The organism is Dyadobacter flavalbus (genome assembly GCF_006149045.1).
In the GTDB taxonomy this organism is placed as follows: domain Bacteria; phylum Bacteroidota; class Bacteroidia; order Cytophagales; family Spirosomataceae; genus Dyadobacter; species Dyadobacter flavalbus.
Genome location: NZ_VBSN01000019.1, coordinates 40,826 through 58,745 on the forward strand (window position 1 = coordinate 40,826; position 17,920 = coordinate 58,745).

Sequence of the window (17,920 nt, forward strand, 5' to 3'; positions counted from 1 at the left end):
ACTTTAACAGGCGGTATAAAGTCATACAAAGATGCTAACTTGGATTGTTCGGAAAAATTAACCCAAAGATGCATATGTTACATCCTGACTTCGGTACGCTTGAAGAAATGCCTGTCATGCAGTTGTCTGAACCGGTCCGTACGGTTACTCCGTTTGAAACCGCTTCTCCGCGATGGCTGTGTCATTTGTTAAACTGGGTTCCGGCAGAAACCGGCGTATTCAGATTGAATAAAGTACGTGAAATAAATTCCGCCCGGTCTGATCAGAACAGCCGGACTGCTCAGGATATGCACCGTACATTTATTGAGTACCATGAAAATCCGCGGGAATACGTACTGAAAGCCATTGAAACGGTTATAAACATCCAAGCCGGGGCTTCCGGATTTCACATCAAGCCTTTTGACCAGATTAACGAACAGTTTCGGCTTGCGGTTGAATACGTAAGAGAACGTCAGGAAGATGAACTGATCAATAATCAGGAATTCGGGTTGCTGAACAATGTCGCTACTTCGCAAACCATTTCCACCAAAACAGGGCCTCCGACACCGGACGATCTGGACGAACTTTTAACCAAGGTATGGAAACAGCCGGGGTTCTTTTTGCTGCATCCCAAAGCAATTGCTGCTTTCGGCCGGGAATGTACCCGCAGAAATATGCTTCCTCTGACGGTTTCATTGTTCGGCGCTACATTTTTAACATGGCGCGGAATACCTTTACTGCCATCGGATAAAATTCCGGTTGAAAACGGCCTGACCAAAATACTGCTGCTCCGGACAGGGGAAACCCGGCAGGGCGTTGTAGGTCTTTATCAGCCGGAGCTGCCGGATGAGCAATCGCCCGGATTATCGGTTCGGTTTACGGGAATCAATGACAAAGCAACGGCATCTTATCTCGTATCGGTAAATTGTTCACTGGCCGTAACAGTCGATGATGCAGTAGCCGTTCTTGAAAATGTGGATACCGGGCAATACTATGAATAGAAAACGTTGATTTCGCAGCTTCGTGAATGATTTTTTATACTGTTTACTGTTCTTTCTGCCTGTAATAGCCTATTTTGCATCCTGGTTTTTTCAGATGCGGCACAACAAAGAACAGACTGGATTCGGGAGTACCATGCGTATAAACCGGATTGCGGCCATCTGCATAAACCGTCATTTTCTAATTCTGATCTTTATTTTCTAATTCCTTCAAGCTATTTTCCAGCTATTGAAACAGCCTTTGCGGATCAGGTTTATTCGCAGGAAACGTAGATTTCGGTTTATCAGGAAATTCAGCAAACAGTCGGGAGGCATGAGGTAATCGTATATGGAAACAGAAGCTAAAAAGTACGATTGTGCCATTATAGGAGGCGGACTTGCCGGCTTATGCCTTGCCATTCAGCTTGCTGTCAGGAATATTTCGGTTATACTTTTTGAAAAAAACCAGTATCCGTTTCATAAAGTCTGCGGTGAGTACATTTCCATGGAAAGCCATGATTTCCTGGCAGAACTCGGCCTGCCGTTTGAAAAGCTTGAACTTCCTTACATCAGCAAACTCGGCATCAGTTCTGAAAAGGGTTTTATGCTGGAACACGAGCTCGGAATGGGCGGTTTCGGCATCAGCAGACATAGTCTGGACCAGTATCTTTTCCGGATTGCATCAGAAAAAGGCGTAACGATTTTACAAAACTGCCGTGTCAATGACGTTCAGCAGCATGATCCGGAAAATTTTATCATAGCAACTTCAAAGGGAATTTTTTCCGCTGAAATCGTCTGCGGGAGTTACGGAAAATACACGCCTGCATTCATAAATCCGCATGTTAAATCGGAAAAGAATGACGGCACCGCGAATTATATTGGTGTCAAATACCATATAAAAACAAACCTTGCACCGGACCGCATCGAGCTGCATAATTTCAGGAACGGCTATTGCGGCATATCCAAAGTGGATCGTGACTGGCATTGTCTGTGCTATCTTACAACGTCGGAAAACCTGCTGAAAAATGGCAAGGACATTAAAAAAATGGAAGAAAACGTGCTTTTCAGGAATCCGTTTCTGAAAGCGTATTTTGTCAATAGTCAATTTGTTTCTTCGCAGCCGCTCGTAATCAGCAATGTGAATTTCAGCAAAAAGCAGACGCAGGCAGAAGGCATTTTTTTGCTTGGCGATGCGGCGGGCTGCATTACGCCGCTGTGCGGAAACGGCATGAGCATGGGCATGCGTGCTTCCAAACTGCTGGCTACTGAACTCATCCGGTTTTACCGGAAAGAACAATCATTGCAAGATGCGGCGGTACAGTATCAATCGGAATGGAACAAGGCATTTCAGAACCGGATTACGGCCGGGTACTATCTTCAGAACTTGTTTGGCAAAAGAAATTTAACGGACATTGCATTGAAGTTGCTGAGCAAAAGTCCCGCTTTGACAGACAAGCTGGTTTCGTTAACGCATGGGAACCGTTTCTAGCTGTTTCGCTTTCCTGACGGTATATTTTTCAAGAAAAAACTCAAAAAGGCCCGTATTCAGCAGCAGCATGAGCATACCGTAAAAAACATCTTCAACGGGAATGGTCAGTATTCTCAGGCCTGTATTTTCTGCATCGTTATACCATACAACCGGCTCGTCAATTCCCGTTCCGGTCAGAACGCCGTTAACGATAAAAAACGGGATCAGCAGGAACATGTGCGAGTAATAAAAGAGGCTCAGCCATTTCGCTTTCACAACGTATTTGAGGAACAGCAGAAAAATAGTAAGGCCTGCAGTTGTGTAAACCGTGTAATAACGGTCATAAAATACAGCGCCCATGATGACGGTAATACCAAGAAAAAACCATGTGACGGCGTTTTCGTATTTCAGCCTGTAATCCGTTCCGGCAGAAATCCGGAAGCAGTAATAGGTAAAAAGGCATGCGTAAGGAATGCAGATGAAAAAAAGAATTTCTTCAACAGGCAAATGAAAGAAGTTTATTCCCAGTAAATACTTTGGCGTAAATCCCCAGATACCGATCTGCGTGAAAAAACGGTCCCATATAACGAGCGGTATGGTGGAAATCAGAATAGCCGGCCATAAAAGATGCCATTTTTTGTTCAATCCGATTCGGGGATGAAAAGAAAACAGCAGCGGGACCGAAATCGCACACAGATCAATAATCAGGTACAGGAAATTCATTTGGACACCGTGTTTCTGGCTTCCCGGAAATATTTCAAGGGAACCCAAAGCATCCCGAAACATTCGCCCTCATGCTTTCCAAGGTGCTTATGATGCATTTTATGCGCCCGCCGTATTGCTTTCAGATAAACGGAATCCGTTTTGCGGAAAATTTTGAAACGCTGATGAATAAAAATATCATGTACTAGAAAATACGTAAAGCCATAAATTGTAATCCCCAGCCCGATATAAAAAAGATAAGTGGCTTCTGTATTAAGTCCTAGTAAAAGACAGGTGATGCCGGGCGTGGCAAAAATCACAAAGAAATAATCGTTTTTCTCGAAAAAATCACCGTCGTCTCTTTGGTGATGATCGTGATGCAAAGACCATAAAGCACCGTGCATCAAATACTTATGCGCAAGCCATGCCATGCATTCCATTCCTACAAATGCGGCAATGACAATCAGTGTATTGGCGATCCAGGGATTCATAATATATCAATTGTTTGCAGTTGGCTGCCTGTTAATGAAATGATGATTCTACTTTGGTAACGAAATTTTGTCCTCTACTTCCGAAAGGCATATTTTCAGCCATTCCGTATAGGATTCCGGATTTCTGATCAGATCGGCTTTAAGCTCTTCCATCCGGATGTATTTGTAATTGCTCACTTCCAGCGTATTGATCTCCGGAACGGCATCCGAAATGCCCCAGAAAACATGATCCAGCTCGTTTTCTGCCAGCCCGTTTTCAAGATTCACATGATACTGGAAAGTAAACAGAAACTGCAATTCTGCTTCAATGCCCATTTCCTGCTGAAGTCTGCGTACGGCGCCGTCATGCGCGGACTCGTCCGGCAGCGGATGACTGCAGCATGTATTTGACCAGAGTCCTTCGGAATGGTATTTCCCGAAAGCCCTTTGCTGCAGAAGCATTTCACCTTCGGAGTTAAAAATAAATACGGAAAATGCACGGTGCAACACGCCTTTCTGATGCGCTTCAAGCTTCGGCATAAGGCCCACTTCCACGTCATCTTCATTTACTAGCACAACCTGATCGTTCATAAATAAGGATTTTAAGGATTTCCGGATAATGTGAGTTATCCGTCGCTGATATTGGTTACAACAAAAAAACGTTATAAAAGATCAAACTGATGCCTTACAAGTGAACGAAACATTAAGCCGACTTTATCATAATCCGGAATCCGGATGCGTGCATTCATCACGTTTTCAGGAGCTGTTTCCTTGATTCTCAGAAATAGTTTTTTGTAATAATAATACGCAAGATAAACGCCTCTTCTCGAACCGCTCGGCAGGCGCCTGATTCCGACAAGTGCCTGTTCAAAGTCGTCTTCAATTTCCTGCTGGATGATTTCCTTGTCTCTGGAAGAAAAATGATTAAAGTTAACGCCTGGAAAATAGGTTCTTCCAAGATCCTGATAATCCGCTTTCAGGTCGCGCAGGAAATTGACTTTCTGAAAAGCGGCACCGAGTTTCATGGCAAAAGGTTTCAGGTCTTCAAAAAGCTTGTTGTTTCCTTCTGTAAAGACGCGGAGGCACATCAGCCCCACCACTTCGGCCGATCCGAGAATATATTCGTTGTAGGAATCCGCCGTATGATCTTTTTTCATCAGGTCCATTTCCATGCTTTTCAGGAAAGTATCAACGAGTTTCCACTCAATATTGTAAGTATGGACAACGTGCTGGAAACTGTTCAGAATGGGATTGATGCTGATTTTGTCACGAATGGCTTCCACGGTGTCCTGCCGTATTTTCGCCATCATGAATTCTTTGTTGTAGTCGTGAAAGCTGTCCACAATTTCATCGGCAAGTCTTACAAAGCCGTAAATGCCGTAGATCGGCTTGTGAAATTCTGCCTTAAGAAAATAGATTCCCAGTGAAAATGAAGTGCTGTATAATTGGGTTGTGGTTTTGCTGCATGTAGCGGATAAATTGTCAAAAAGGATCTTCATAACTTACCTATTTAGGAATTTTAATAGTTCATTAGCTGCTATACGTCCAGAAATAATGGAAGGCGGCACGCCGGGTCCCGGCACTGTAAGCTGGCCGGCATAAAACAGATTACTTACTTTTCTACTTTTCAGCTTGGGCTTGAAAATAGCCGTCTGCATCAGTGTGTTGGCAAGTCCGTAAGCATTGCCTTTGTATGCATTGTAATCATTCACAAAATTGGATGTCGAATAACTCTTTTTATACAATATATGGCTTCTGATGTCTTCGCCGGCAAATTTTTCCAGTCTGTCCATCAATGCGTTGTAATATTGTTCGCGTATAACCTCAGGATCGTTCAGCCCGATGGCGATAGGCATTAGCACAAACAGGTTCTCGCAGCCTTCGGGTGCAACGGACGGATCGGTTTTAGACGGGCAGCAAACGTAAAAGAGCGGGTTTGCAGGCCATTTTTTGTCTTTGTAAATTTCCACCGCATGCTGTTCAAAATCCTCATCGAAAAAAAGGTTGTGATGACGGAGCTTTTCAATTTTCTTGTCAACACCCAGATAAAACAGCAGACAGGAAGGTGCAAAAACCCGGTTTTCCCAGTAAGATTCCGGATAGGAACGGTAATTTTTTTCCAGCAAAGCGGTTTCGATGTGATGATAATCAGCACTTCCGATCACAGCGTCTGTTTGCTGGCTGTTGCCGTTGGCATGAATATGGCTGATCGTACCCTTCTGGATTTCTAGCTTTTCAACATTTTGGGAAGTTTTAAAATTAACTCCCATGTTTTCAGCAATTTGCCTGAAAGAATCGGCTACTTTCCCAAAACCGCCCATCGGATAAAATGTTCCCTGTTTCAATCCTGAAAAGTTCATCAGACTGTACAGGGCAGGCGTATCTTTTGGCATGGCACCGAGGAACAAAACCGGAAATTCGATCAGCGCAAGTAGCCGCGGATCCTTGAAATACTGCCTTACATGCTTGCTGAAAGAGGTGAACAACTGAAGTTTCAATGCATCCTTAAACAGCTGAAAACTAAAGAACTCCGTAACGGAATGCCCGGGCTTGTAAACCATGTCGTTCATGCCGACATGATACTTGAATTCGCCTTCTGCTATGAACTTTTTGAGCTTTTCCGCGCTTCCCGGTTCTATGCTTTCAAAAAGTGTGCAAACGTCATCGAAACCGGCGGGAATGTCCATGACTTCACCGGCCCCGAAAATCACTGCAAATCCCGGGTCCAGCTTTCTGAGCTCGTAAAAGTCAGCCGTAATGTTTCCGAACAACTGATAAAAACTGTCGTAAACGTCAGGCATCCAGTACCAGCTCGGGCCCATGTCGAATACAAATCCATCCTGTGCAAACGTTCTGGCCCTTCCGCCGATTTCCCGGTTTTTTTCATAGACAGTTACTTTGCTTCCGTGCATGGCCAGTACCGCAGAAGCGGCCAAACCCGAAAACCCTGATCCGATTACTGCTACTTCCGGCGATTTCCCCAATGTTGTTACCCTTTTAGTTTGCATGAGTATTTAGAATTTCAATGAGGCTGTCTATGGATTTGATGCAGACAATCCCCATCTTTTGCGCAATTTCCATCGTTTTTTCATCACCGCCTGAAATACATACGGCGAGTTCACTGAAATCGGTTCTCAGCTGTTGAAAATATTTTTCAGTACGGTCCTCCGGACGGTTACTGACAATGAATGAATAAATGTGTGTAGGCTTGCATTGTGCAATTACGAACAATAGATCTTTATATGGCACACGGGCACCCAGATAAATCACAGCATGTCCGTGTTCGCGTATAAGATAGTGTGCGAAAAGTAACCCGATTTCATGATCTTCCTGCTCATCCAGGAAAAGTACCCATTTTTGTTCCGGATTTTGCGGATAGGGTAAATGATTGATTGCGGAGAATATTTTCTGTCTGATAAGATTAGACAAAAAGTGTTCCTGCGATGGCAGAAGGTCGTCTTTGATCCACATCAACCCGGTACGGACCAGAAGCGGATACAGTATCTTTTCATAAATCTTATGCATGCCGAAAGTTCTGACCGCATTGGAAAACAGGGATTCAAAAAGCAGAACGTCGTAAGTAGCAATCGCTATAAGCGCCTGACTGATGACCGCTTCAACCTGTACGTCATCGTGCACCGGCTCTGCGATGATCCTTTCTATCTCGCCTGCAAGCTGGTCTTTGGTCAGTTTGCTGATCTTTGAAATTTTCATTCCGCGATTCAGGAGTGTACATACGTTCAGCAGCTTCTTCAGCTGTTCATCATTGTACAGCCGGATATTGGTGTCCGTCCGTTCCGGTTCCAGAAGGCCATACCGCTGTTCCCATATTCTGATGGTGTGCGCTTTCATGCTGCTGATCCGTTCCAGGTCTTTAATAGAATACGTTGACATTTTGTTTAACATTTTTCAAAAATAGTTAAACAAAATTATTTTTTGTTCTTTTTGTCTGAAAATTAAAATTTGATGCTACATTTGATATTATTAATATCTATTGTTTGATTTTAAAAATATCAACGGGTTATGGGAGCTCAGGAAATTTATTGGCCGGTGAACATCAGGTTTCTCCGTCTTCGTCGTAAACTCAGTCAGGAAGCGCTGGCTGAAAAACTGGGTATTTCCCGGGTCAAGCTGAATGCACATGAAAGCGGAAGGACGGCCAATCCGACGATTGATGACCTCATCAACTTTTCGGAACTGTTCAGGATGAGCATCGACAGCCTGCTGAAAATCGACATCAGCAAGCTTTCGGAACAGAAGATCAAAGACCTGGAAGAAGGCAGTGAACTGTTTATGAAAGGAAGTCAGGTCCGGGTGCTGGCCATAACCGTTGACAAGCAGGAAAAAGAAAACATCGAATATGTCCCCGTGCAGGCCAAAGCCGGATACCGCTCCGGTTACAGCGACCCTGAATTTCTGGCGACGCTGCCGAGGTTCAGTTTGCCGACACTGCCCAGAAGCGGAACTTTCCGGATGTTCCCGACTGTCGGCGATTCCATGCTCCCGGTTCCGGAAGGCAGCGATATTATTACGCGTTATGTGCAGGACTGGACAAGCCTTAAACCGGAAACACCATGCATCGTAATTCTGAAAGGTGATCAGGATTTTGTGTTCAAGCAGGTGACGATCAATCCGGACGGAACCATGCTTTTGCAATCGTTCAACAAACAGTATTTTGCTTATACCGTACCCATTTCAGAAGTAATCGAACTCTGGGAATATTACAGTTTCCACAGCAAGCAGCTTCCCGAAGCACAAACGGATATGCAGCAACTTATGCGTATGTTACAGGAAATGCAGAACGAGATCAAGGAAATAAAAGGACGCGCCTGATCTGGAAACCATGCTGATCAGACGAGTTTCCGCCCTTTCCATTCATATTCGGGTTTTTGGGCAACAAGCCCGAAAAAGCAGACGTAAAAAGGATAAATAAGCTGCGTAACAGGGATGTACATAATGGATTTCGGTCTCCGCAGGAAGTTCAGTATAATGCCAAGAAACAGCCATTCCGGAATACACTTTACGGCTGCAAGCATCAGAAATGTCCGAAGATCAATCAAACCAACTATGTTCAGCGCGATTCCAGTAAGCAAAGAAAAATTACACATGAAAATATAAAGTGCCAGCACAAGCGGCGTACGGCTTTGGTAATGTTTCCATTTGCTTGCCCATCTTTTGCGCTGACGGAAAAACCCGGTCCAGGTACTGTGCGCTTTGGTGTAAACGACAGCGCGGGAATCCTTCAGAAAACGGATGCTTCCCGGAAAAGCAGCTGCCATTTTGTGCATCAGGAATTCGTCGTCACCCGATGCAATATGTCTTACGCCGTCAAATCCGCTGACCTGAGTAAACGCACTTTTTTCGTAGGCAAGGTTGGCACCATTGCATAAAGAAGGATAACCGGCAGAAATAGCGCTCGCACCGCTTCCGATCAGGCTGGCAAATTCAACCGTTTGCAAATGATCGGTCAGGGATCGGGGATCGGAAAATGTAACCGGCGAACTGATCAGCTTTGCACCCGTTGCCGCGTGGCAGTCTGCAATGGCGCGCAGCCAATGCGGTCCGTTCCGGCAGTCGCCGTCCGTTGTAACGATCAGGTTTCCTTTTGCATGGACAATGGCCGTCTCAATCGCTCTCTTTTTCGGGGAAGTCGTAGGCGTATTCGGCAGTGAAATGAGCCTGATATTGCATTGCGAACAATTAGCGATTTCACTGACGATTGCCGCAGTGCGGTCCGTAGAGTTGTCGTCCATGATCAGTACTTCAAACTGCAAAAACGGGAAGCTTTGATTTTCAAGATCGTTCAGCAATGCAGCCATGTTTTCCTCTTCGTTTCTTACGGGGACAATGACTGTAATGAAATCAGTACTGTTTATGTCGGAAGGCAGCTTTTTGATTTTATTCCAGAAAAACGTTAAGATAAAGGTAAATAGGGCATAGCTCCCGATTATGATCCAGAGAAGCGGAAGTAGCCACGGTAATATATAATGTTCTGTCATCCGATGATATGATTAAGATTTCATTTTTCCGGCATTTTTCCATTTGTATTTCCAGATCAGGAAAATCCCGATCAGGATAGGACCCAGCACGTTGATAATCCAGACAAGAAAAGTAGCTGCAATGATTTGCTCGGCAGGAAGCTGATAATGCTGAAATACAACCAATGCCGTAAATTCCCGGAGTCCCAGATCGCCAAGTACATTAACAGCGGGAATCAGGGTTTTGGCAAGAAAAATCAGCGACACGCAGGCTGCAAGTTCGGGTACGGAAACGGGAAATCTGAAAAGCAGCAGTGCCATTATAAACTGGCTGATAAAAACCATGTAGCGAAGTGTTCCGTAAAATAGCGAGATCAGCAGTTCGCCGGCTGAGTAATTGCCGATGATCCGGATGTAGCCATGTATTTTTTTGAAAAATGTTTTTTCAGGGTTCCAGTTGGTAAGCGGTTTCCGGAGCCAAACGACAATTATTCCGGAAAAAAGGACTGTAATCAGCAATGCATGCAGGACTTGTTTGCTCCATACGGAAAGAGACAGGTTTTCATACAGATAAAACCAGCCTGCCGCACCTGCCGCCGCAGAAACATAAAACTGGATCCCGTTTGAAACAATTGCAGCGCCGATTGCTTCCAGGCGACGATCCGATTTCAGGGCGGCAACCCGGCCGATGGTGTCGCCAAGCTGAGCCGGCGCAGCCACGCCGATGGCCAGCCCGGTGAGCGTGCCGCGGAATGCATCCCTGAAAGTAACGGGAACCACTTTTCCGGCGAGCCGCTGCCATTTCAGGCTTTCGAGCGCCCAGTTGACCGGTACGAGGAAAAGCATCAGAGAAAGCAGCGGCAAATGGTCAGCAGTCAACAGCTGCGCAAACACGATACTTACGTCGCCAATGCCTTTTTGCTCATTCAGAAAGGTTTTATATATATAACTGATTATAAGAACTGTAACCAGCAGTTTTCCTGCCGCCAGCAGGTTCCTGACGTTTCTTTTTTCTTTTGGACCTGAGAGTTCCTTATCTTGCACCATGATAAAAATGCAGCAGACCGAAGCTACTGAAAAGGTAATTATTGGAGTTGATCCCGGCACGCAGGTGATGGGCTATGGCGTGATTTCGGTAAAAGGGCAGCAAATTACGCTTGTTCAGTATGGTGTCATTCATCTGAGCAAATATACTACGCATGAGTTGAAGTTGAAGAAAATCTTTGAACGCATCACCCAGCTGATTGAAGATTATCTTCCTGATGAAATGGCCATAGAAGATCCTTTTTATGGCAAAAACCCGCAATCCATGCTCAAACTCGGCCGTGCGCAGGGTGTTGCCATGGCAGCCGCACTGGCACGGGACATACCCATCGTGGAATATTCGCCACGGAAAGTAAAACAGTCGGTGACCGGCAGCGGCAGTGCTTCCAAGGAACAGGTTGCCTATATGCTTGAAAAAATCCTTGCAATGGAACTGAGCCGTGAATTTATGGATGCAACGGACGGAATCGCCATTGCAATATGCCATCAGTACCATGCAAATTCGCCTGCATCCGGCACTTCAGGCTCTTCCGGAAAGTCCAAAAAAGGCGGCTGGAGCGCTTTTGTAAGTGAGAATCCGGGAAGAATCAAGTAACGCTTACCTCCGCCATTCAGTCCTCCAAGACCGACATTAAAAAATTTTAATGGTAATAATTTAAGATTGTTTTAGCTTAATCAAACGTTTGTTTAAAATTATCAAACAAACGTTTGATTAAGCTGTGTGCAAGTATTATCTTTGTAACATCATTTAACAATGAATGCGGAAAAAATAAACGACTTCATTAAATGGATTACAACGCAAAACAATTACAGATTATAGATGTTGCCGAACGACTGTTTGCCAAGAAAGGCTTTGCGGGCACTTCGGTAAGGGATATTGCGCAGGAAGCGGACGTGAATGTTTCTATGATTTCATACTACTTCGGTTCCAAGGAAAAGCTGATCGAGGCACTTTTCAAACTTCGTACGGTAGAGTCCCGCTCGCGTCTGGAAAATATCCTGGCAGCCGAGGACGTAACGCCGATCCAGAAAATCAATATTTTGATAGACAGCGTCATAGAAAGGTTAATGGGAAACCAGTCTTTCCATAATATCATGATGCGCGAGCAGCTTTCAACCGAAAGGACGCCGGTCATTGCCGAGCACATCATGAACCTGAAATTCCGCAACATGGAAATCATGCAGAAAATCATTTCGGAAGGGCAGGCCTCCGGCGATTTTCGCAGCAATATTGATATGAGCCTGATGACCACGACTTTATATGGTACGATTATTCAGGCAATCGCCACCCAGCGTTTTTATAAGAAACTTCATAAACTGGAAGATATGGACGAGGCGGAATTCCAGAAATATCTGAAAAATCAATTAAGCCAGCATCTTAAAAGTTTATTTAAATTAACCGTGACTAATGAACACCACATCCAGAATTAGAAAAATGGTTTCTGTGACAACCGGGATCATTTGGATTGTCGCAGCCGCTCATTCCTTTGCCCAGACTGCGCGTACGCTCACCCTGGAAGAAGCGATTCAGCTGAGTCTGCAGAACAGTAAACAGCTTAAACTTAGCCAGACCAATGTGGATATTGCAGGATACAACATCCGCGAAATCCGTGAAAACCAGTTGCCAAGCCTGAGCGTTTCAGGTTCGTATTTACGACTGAATACGCCAAATATCAATCTGAAGATCAAAACGTCCAGTGGATCGGACACCACTACGACCGAAGCCAGTTCTTTGCAGGTGCATCAGGCCATGTACGGAATGGCGAGCGCATCTTTGCCGATTTTCTCTGGATTTCGTTTCAAATACGGTCTGGAATCGGCGCGGTATCTGGAACAGGCTGCAAAGCTGGATGCTGAAAGTGACCGGGAAGCTGTGATTCAGAATACGGTTGCGGCATACAGCAATCTGTACAAGGCTAAAAGATCAGTAGACCTTGTTGCCGAAAACCTGCTGCGTGAACGCGAGCGTGTACAGGAATTTACCAACCGCGAAAAAAACGGACTGCTCGCAAGAAATGACCTGATGAAAGCGCAGTTACAGGAATCCAATGTACAGCTTGCCTTGCTGGATGCTGAAAATGATCTGAAAGTAACAACCATAAATATGGATTTGTTACTCGGACTTCCTGAGAATACGGTACTTGCTGCGGATTCTGCCAGTTTTACCATGCTGAAAGAAGAAGGCAATGTGAATGAATGGGAACAAACCGCACTGACGCACAGAAAGGACATTGCTGCCAACGGAATCCGTCGGAAAGCTGCGGAAACCAATATAAAAGTGGCGAAAGCGGATTTTTATCCAAGTCTTGCGCTCACCGCCGGATATGTGGCGCTGAATATTCCCGGCGTTGCCGTCATCCCGAATGCCATGAATGCCGGAATCGGACTGCGTTATGATATCGGTTCATTCTGGAAATCCGGTGCGAAAATTGCCCAGGCTAAAACGCAGGTTTATCAGCTGAAAACAAATGAAGAAATTTTGATGGACCGAATCCATCTGGAAGTCAATACGGCTTATTACAACTATGTTTTGAGCAAAAGAAAGATTGATGTTTATGCAAAAGCGGTGGAGCAGGCCAATGAAAATTACCGGATTACCAAAAACAAATTCGATAACAGCCTTGTGAACACGACCGAATTGCTGGATGCCGATGTAGCACAGGTTCAGTCGAGGATAAATTATGAAGCTGCAAAAGCGGATGCCGTTGTAGCATACAAGAAGCTGGAACAAACAGCAGGCGTAATTAACTGAAAAATAAAATCCGGTTTTAATTCCACCCGTACACTCGTTCAAAATCAACTATTACAATATTATGGAAACCAATCACAGTACAATAGAAGCCGAAGAAGCTGCACCTAAAAAGAAAAGCTATCGCTTCATTATTATCCTAGTTTTATTGATTGCAATTGGAGGCACATGGGGTTATACTAAATATAATCACGGCCTTCATCACGAAGAAACCGATGATGCGCAGGTCGATGCGAACATCAGTCCGGTTATTCCGAGAATTTCAGGATACGTTACAGAAATCAGGGTTAAAGACAATCAGTCCGTTAAAAAAGGCGATACGCTGATCGTACTCGACAAAAGAGATCAGCTGATCAAGCTGGAACAGGCACGTGCAGCATTGTCCAGCTCGCAGGGAAATCTGGGTTTTGCGAATGCGACCACTACTGCATCACAGGCAAGCGGCATTACATATGAAGCCAACATTTCCGTTGTTGAAGCGCAGATTGAAGCTGCAAAAGTAAATGTATGGCGGGCCACTCAGGATTTTGCAAGATATGAAAACCTGATCAAGGACCATTCCATTACGCAGCAGGAATTCGAACAGGCCTCCGCAGCAAAGCAAACAGCCGAACGTCAGCTTCAAGTGCTTGTGGCACAAAGAAATGCAGCAGAACGTCAGGCGAAAGCAGCCGGACAGCAAACGCGCGCCACTTCCGTTCAGAGCCGTGTGGCCAATGCCAATATCAAGGCGCATCAGGCCGATATCGCCAACGCTGAACTGAACCTTTCCTATACCGTAATTACTGCACCTACAGACGGCCGTGTTTCAAAAGTAAATGCGCAGGTCGGACAATATCTGCAGGCGGGACAATCGCTTTTCAGCATTATTTCCACCACAGAACCATGGGTTGTTGCGAATTTCAAGGAAACGCAGCTTACGAAAATGAAACTGGGCCAGCGCGTACTTGTGCATGTGGATGCTTATCCCGATCATGAATTTGAAGCCAAAGTTGCTTCGTTTTCACCGGCTACAGGCGCAAGGTTTGCGTTACTGCCTCCGGACAATGCAAGCGGAAACTTTGTAAAAGTCGTACAAAGGCTGCCCGTCAGAATAGAATTTACCAACGCGAACGACGCCCGTATTGCGCAGCTCCGCCCGGGAATGAACGTGTTTGTGGATGTTGAGTTGGACTAGGAATCCGAATTGTTGATTCTAAACCGAATATAAATGGAATTACAGGAATCATTGGTTGAGTACGGCTTCCGGCGTGTTATCATCACGATAACAGCCGTGCTGTGCGCATTGCTGGAAATTGTGGATACAACGATTGTCAATGTGGCGCTCAACGATATGCGTGGAAACCTTGGCGGTACTTTGTCAGAAGTAAGCTGGGTAATTACGGCTTACGCCATTGGTAACGTGATCATTGTGCCGATGACAAGCTGGCTTTCGCAGCAGTTTGGCCGTAGAAATTATTTTGCTGCTTCCATTATCATTTTCACCGTTTCTTCATTTTTATGCGGAAATGCGGACAATATATGGGAACTGGTATTTTTCAGACTGATTCAGGGATTTGGCGGCGGTGCGCTGCTTGTAACTGCACAAACGCTGATCACGGAAAGTTATCCGCCTGAAAAAAGAGGGATTGCGCAGGCCATCTACGGACTGGGCGTTATCGTGGGACCGACACTGGGCCCGCCGCTTGGAGGTTACATTGTTGATAATTACAGCTGGCCGTACATTTTTTATATTAACATTCCGCTGGGTGTCATTGCGGCCATGCTTACGCTTCAGTTTGTAAGAAGTCCGAAGTATTCCGAGAAAAAAGCCAGCAACGAAATTGATTATATAGGAATTGCCTTGCTGGCCGTTGCAGTCGGATCGCTTCAGTACGTTCTTGAAAAAGGACAGGAAGAAGACTGGTTTAACGACGAAATCATTACAATCCTGACCGTCACGACCGTTTTCGGGTTCTTCTTTTTCATTTGGAGAGAGCTGACTTATAAAAACCCGATTGTGAACCTTCGTGTTTTGTCCAACGGAAACCTGCGAGTGGGAACCGTACTGTCATTTATCCTGGGTTTCGGATTGTATGGCTCCACTTTCATTATTCCGTTGTATACACAGGCTACGCTTGGCTGGACGGCTACACAATCCGGGATGCTGATGGTGCCGGCGGCTATTGTAACAGCGATGATGATGCCGATCGTGGGACAATTGTTACAGAGAGGCGTCAAGCAGCAGTATCTGGTTGCTATAGGGATGATTTTCTTCTTTATTTACAGCTACTGGGGATATCTGGTGCTTACTCCGGATACGGGCAAAGATGCTTTTTTCAACATGCTCATTATCCGAGGAATCGGTTTGGGATTGTTGTTTGTTCCGATTACAACATTGTCGCTTTCCACGCTGAAAGGCCGTGAAATCGGAGAAGGTGCTGCATTTACCGGAATGATGCGCCAGCTCGGCGGTTCATTCGGTGTGGCGGTGATCACAACATTCATCGCACGTCAGAATATGCTGCACCGCAACGATCTTGTAAGCAAGCTGGATGTCAATAATCCCGTCGTTCAGCAGCGTGTGGAAGGCTTGCAGCATTCGTTTATGGCAAAAGGAATGACTTCGGATGTAGCGCTTCAGAGCGGTTATAAAATACTGGATTATACGGTTTCAAAACAGGCTCAGGTATTGTCCTATATGGATGTGTTTCTGTATCTGGGTGTTATGTTCCTGATCTGTGTGCCGTTTGTATTGTGGACACGAAGCGGCAAGACCAAAGTAGATGCTTCTGCAATGCATTGATATTTAGTGTAGGTAGTAATAATGAAGAAGCTTTCCGCAATCCGGAAAGCTTCTCTTGTTTAGGACATTCAATCTGTTTTAACGATAGAAAACCGGCTGTTCATTGATCCTTATGAAAAGTCAAAGTCCGTGCAGACTGGTTCCCGGACAAAATCTGACTAATTTTACCCGATAATTTATCAAAGTTACTGTGCACCAGAATTATTATTTTTTAAAACAGCTTGCCCCGGCGCTTCATCAAAGAATTGCCGGGAAAATCTTTATTGAAGCATTCAGTCAGGAAAAGGACGAAATTATTCTGGTGTTTGCAGATGCGCCCGCGGCTGAGGAACTTTCAAATCCGTTCCTGATCAAGGCGACTTTGAAATCGAACTTTGCGTGCCTCAGTTTTCCGGATAAATTTGAACGTGCACGTAAAAACAGTGTAAACCTTTTTACCGGATTAAGCGGAAATGAAGTTGAATTTTTGTCCGTTTTTGAAAATGAAAGGGCCATTCAGATCCGTTTTCAGGATGGACAAAAACTTGTTTTCAAGCTTTTTGGCAACCGTTCCAATCTGATTGCTTTTGACCCGGACGGAAACGCCACGCTGCTTTTCAACAATAAACTGGCTGCTGACAAATCCGTTACGATTGATTCTCTGAACAGGCCTATTGATCAGTCTTTTGAAGCATATGTACGCAATGATATGCGGCATGAAGTGCTTTTTCCTACTTTCGGAAAACTGGTGAACGCACATCTTTCCGGACTTCTACAAGGAAAACAATCCGCTGCGGAAAGATGGCAGATTATTCTTGAACTTCTGGAAAAGCTGGAATCGCCGCCTTATTATCTGACCAAAATAGAGCTGGTTCCCGTTTTATCACTGATCCAAGCGGGAGAAATGATTGCAGCATACAACGATCCGGTCGAGGCACTGAATGCATTTTACATGTCTTATGTGCGGCTCGACGGGCTTGAAAAGGAAAAATCAGATTTGTTACGTAAACTGCGAAAACGCATTCAGCAGACTAATAATTACCTGACCAATACCTTTGACAAACTGACAGAACTTGAAAATGCCGTTAAAAATGAAGAGCTCGGAAATATCATCATGGCCAACATGCATGCCATTCCCGAAAGAACGGAGAAAGCAGAACTGTATGATTTTTACCGCGACAAACCGATTGTGATCAAGCTCAAAAAAGACTTGTCGGCCCAGAAAAACGCTGAAATATTTTACCGGAAAGCAAAAAACGAAAAGATTGAAATTGCCAGACTGAACGAGAGCATTGAAGCCAGAATGGCGGAACTGGAAGAATTACAGCAACATCTTGCGGGCGTCGAAAACATTGATTCGCTGCGTGAACTGCGGGCTTATGTCAAAAAAAGCGGCTTGAACCAGTCGAAGGCGCCGGTTTCACAGGATGAACTGTTTAAAAAAGAAGAATTTCTGGGTTACACGATTCTGATCGGCCGGAATGCAAAAAACAACGATCTGCTGACCAAGCATTATGCGGGCAAAGACGATTTATGGCTTCATGCAAAAGATGTTACCGGATCGCACGTTATCATTAAAAACCAGCCCGGGCGCAATTTTCCGGAACTTGTCATTGAACGCGCCGCAGAACTGGCCGCATTTTACTCCAAAAGGAAAAACGATTCGTTGTGCCCGGTGATATTTACGCCCAAAAAATTCGTCAGAAAACCCAAAGGTTTGCCGGACGGCGCAGTGGTCGTAGATAAAGAAGATGTAATAATGGTTGTTGCGAAAGGCAGTTAGGGCTTT

17 protein-coding genes are annotated in these 17,920 nt (G+C 45.0%); 9 read left to right on the forward strand and 8 right to left on the reverse strand.

Annotation, left to right across the window (positions count from 1 at the left end):
- Positions 1 to 74 precede the first annotated feature (74 nt).
- Positions 75 to 980, forward strand: coding sequence for a family 2A encapsulin nanocompartment shell protein (locus FEM33_RS02885; RefSeq protein ID WP_229214057.1), 906 nt, complete (start codon positions 75 to 77; stop codon positions 978 to 980).
- A gap of 325 nt (positions 981 to 1,305) precedes the next feature.
- Complete coding sequence (locus FEM33_RS02890) at positions 1,306 to 2,445, forward strand: NAD(P)/FAD-dependent oxidoreductase (RefSeq protein WP_139010614.1); 1,140 nt, start codon at positions 1,306 to 1,308, stop codon at positions 2,443 to 2,445.
- Here FEM33_RS02890 and FEM33_RS02895 read toward each other — a convergent pair.
- From FEM33_RS02895 to FEM33_RS02920, 6 genes are all read right to left on the reverse strand, one after another.
- On the reverse strand, positions 2,422 to 3,147 hold the full coding sequence (locus FEM33_RS02895) for a lycopene cyclase domain-containing protein (protein ID WP_139010615.1): 726 nt from the start codon (positions 3,145 to 3,147) through the stop codon (positions 2,422 to 2,424). The genes FEM33_RS02890 and FEM33_RS02895 overlap by 24 nt on opposite strands.
- Entirely contained in the window at positions 3,144 to 3,617 is a 474-nt protein-coding gene (locus FEM33_RS02900; protein ID WP_139010616.1) for a sterol desaturase family protein, read from the reverse strand. Before FEM33_RS02900 ends, FEM33_RS02895 begins: the two co-directional genes overlap by 4 nt.
- A gap of 48 nt (positions 3,618 to 3,665) precedes the next feature.
- The gene (gene idi, locus FEM33_RS02905; protein WP_139010617.1) at positions 3,666 to 4,187 is read right to left on the reverse strand and encodes an isopentenyl-diphosphate Delta-isomerase; all 522 of its coding nucleotides are present in this window, start codon (positions 4,185 to 4,187) and stop codon (positions 3,666 to 3,668) included.
- Positions 4,188 to 4,258: 71 nt separating this feature from the next.
- Positions 4,259 to 5,095 (reverse strand): phytoene/squalene synthase family protein, encoded by an 837-nt coding sequence (locus tag FEM33_RS02910; protein ID WP_139010618.1) that lies wholly within the window; start codon positions 5,093 to 5,095, stop codon positions 4,259 to 4,261.
- A 3-nt stretch (positions 5,096 to 5,098) separates the two neighbouring features.
- Complete coding sequence (gene crtID, locus FEM33_RS02915; RefSeq protein ID WP_139010619.1) at positions 5,099 to 6,604, reverse strand: bifunctional phytoene desaturase/3,4-desaturase; 1,506 nt, start codon at positions 6,602 to 6,604, stop codon at positions 5,099 to 5,101.
- Positions 6,594 to 7,490 (reverse strand): MerR family transcriptional regulator, encoded by an 897-nt coding sequence (locus tag FEM33_RS02920; RefSeq protein WP_139010620.1) that lies wholly within the window; start codon positions 7,488 to 7,490, stop codon positions 6,594 to 6,596. Before FEM33_RS02920 ends, crtID begins: the two co-directional genes overlap by 11 nt.
- Before the next feature lie 129 nt (positions 7,491 to 7,619).
- Here FEM33_RS02920 and FEM33_RS02925 point away from each other — a divergent pair, with 129 nt between their 5' ends.
- Complete coding sequence (locus tag FEM33_RS02925) at positions 7,620 to 8,429, forward strand: XRE family transcriptional regulator (RefSeq protein WP_138280555.1); 810 nt, start codon at positions 7,620 to 7,622, stop codon at positions 8,427 to 8,429.
- Positions 8,430 to 8,446: 17 nt separating this feature from the next.
- Here the strand turns inward: FEM33_RS02925 and FEM33_RS02930 are convergent, their stop codons facing one another.
- Together FEM33_RS02930 and FEM33_RS02935 are read right to left on the reverse strand one after the other, a co-directional pair.
- Positions 8,447 to 9,595: a glycosyltransferase gene (locus FEM33_RS02930; protein ID WP_139010621.1), complete on the reverse strand. Its 1,149-nt coding sequence runs from the start codon at positions 9,593 to 9,595 to the stop codon at positions 8,447 to 8,449.
- A gap of 12 nt (positions 9,596 to 9,607) precedes the next feature.
- On the reverse strand, positions 9,608 to 10,621 hold the full coding sequence (locus tag FEM33_RS02935) for a lysylphosphatidylglycerol synthase domain-containing protein (RefSeq protein WP_139010622.1): 1,014 nt from the start codon (positions 10,619 to 10,621) through the stop codon (positions 9,608 to 9,610).
- A 7-nt stretch (positions 10,622 to 10,628) separates the two neighbouring features.
- Here FEM33_RS02935 and ruvC point away from each other — a divergent pair, with 7 nt between their 5' ends.
- The 6 genes from ruvC (at position 10,629) to FEM33_RS02965 (ending at position 17,914) form a co-directional block, all read left to right on the forward strand.
- Complete coding sequence (gene ruvC, locus FEM33_RS02940) at positions 10,629 to 11,213, forward strand: crossover junction endodeoxyribonuclease RuvC (RefSeq protein ID WP_139010623.1); 585 nt, start codon at positions 10,629 to 10,631, stop codon at positions 11,211 to 11,213.
- A gap of 191 nt (positions 11,214 to 11,404) precedes the next feature.
- Complete coding sequence (locus tag FEM33_RS02945; RefSeq protein WP_139010624.1) at positions 11,405 to 12,049, forward strand: TetR/AcrR family transcriptional regulator; 645 nt, start codon at positions 11,405 to 11,407, stop codon at positions 12,047 to 12,049.
- Positions 12,027 to 13,370, forward strand: coding sequence for a TolC family protein (locus tag FEM33_RS02950; RefSeq protein ID WP_229214058.1), 1,344 nt, complete (start codon positions 12,027 to 12,029; stop codon positions 13,368 to 13,370). Before FEM33_RS02945 ends, FEM33_RS02950 begins: the two co-directional genes overlap by 23 nt.
- Positions 13,371 to 13,431: 61 nt before the next feature.
- Entirely contained in the window at positions 13,432 to 14,544 is a 1,113-nt protein-coding gene (locus FEM33_RS02955; protein WP_139010625.1) for an HlyD family secretion protein, read from the forward strand.
- Positions 14,545 to 14,577: 33 nt separating this feature from the next.
- Positions 14,578 to 16,152 (forward strand): DHA2 family efflux MFS transporter permease subunit, encoded by a 1,575-nt coding sequence (locus FEM33_RS02960; RefSeq protein ID WP_139010626.1) that lies wholly within the window; start codon positions 14,578 to 14,580, stop codon positions 16,150 to 16,152.
- 190 nt (positions 16,153 to 16,342) lie between these two features.
- Positions 16,343 to 17,914, forward strand: a complete 1,572-nt coding sequence (locus FEM33_RS02965) for an NFACT RNA binding domain-containing protein (RefSeq protein ID WP_139010627.1) — start codon at positions 16,343 to 16,345, stop codon at positions 17,912 to 17,914.
- Positions 17,915 to 17,920 lie beyond the last annotated feature (6 nt).

Bases quoted from the DNA above. Each gene is read 5' to 3' on its own strand.
- FEM33_RS02900 (WP_139010616.1), bottom strand. From the start codon at position 3,617: ATGAATCCCTGGATCGCCAATACACTGATTGTCATTGCCGCATTTGTA.
- FEM33_RS02890 (WP_139010614.1), top strand. From the start codon at position 1,306: ATGGAAACAGAAGCTAAAAAGTACGATTGTGCCATTATAGGAGGCGGA.
- FEM33_RS02885 (WP_229214057.1), top strand. From the start codon at position 75: ATGTTACATCCTGACTTCGGTACGCTTGAAGAAATGCCTGTCATGCAG.
- FEM33_RS02960 (WP_139010626.1), top strand. From the start codon at position 14,578: ATGGAATTACAGGAATCATTGGTTGAGTACGGCTTCCGGCGTGTTATC.
- FEM33_RS02895 (WP_139010615.1), bottom strand. From the start codon at position 3,147: ATGAATTTCCTGTACCTGATTATTGATCTGTGTGCGATTTCGGTCCCG.
- FEM33_RS02925 (WP_138280555.1), top strand. From the start codon at position 7,620: ATGGGAGCTCAGGAAATTTATTGGCCGGTGAACATCAGGTTTCTCCGT.
- idi (WP_139010617.1), bottom strand. From the start codon at position 4,187: ATGAACGATCAGGTTGTGCTAGTAAATGAAGATGACGTGGAAGTGGGC.
- FEM33_RS02910 (WP_139010618.1), bottom strand. From the start codon at position 5,095: ATGAAGATCCTTTTTGACAATTTATCCGCTACATGCAGCAAAACCACA.
- FEM33_RS02930 (WP_139010621.1), bottom strand. From the start codon at position 9,595: ATGACAGAACATTATATATTACCGTGGCTACTTCCGCTTCTCTGGATC.
- ruvC (WP_139010623.1), top strand. From the start codon at position 10,629: ATGCAGCAGACCGAAGCTACTGAAAAGGTAATTATTGGAGTTGATCCC.
- FEM33_RS02935 (WP_139010622.1), bottom strand. From the start codon at position 10,621: ATGGTGCAAGATAAGGAACTCTCAGGTCCAAAAGAAAAAAGAAACGTC.
- crtID (WP_139010619.1), bottom strand. From the start codon at position 6,604: ATGCAAACTAAAAGGGTAACAACATTGGGGAAATCGCCGGAAGTAGCA.
- FEM33_RS02955 (WP_139010625.1), top strand. From the start codon at position 13,432: ATGGAAACCAATCACAGTACAATAGAAGCCGAAGAAGCTGCACCTAAA.
- FEM33_RS02950 (WP_229214058.1), top strand. From the start codon at position 12,027: ATGAACACCACATCCAGAATTAGAAAAATGGTTTCTGTGACAACCGGG.
- FEM33_RS02920 (WP_139010620.1), bottom strand. From the start codon at position 7,490: ATGTCAACGTATTCTATTAAAGACCTGGAACGGATCAGCAGCATGAAA.
- FEM33_RS02945 (WP_139010624.1), top strand. From the start codon at position 11,405: ATGGATTACAACGCAAAACAATTACAGATTATAGATGTTGCCGAACGA.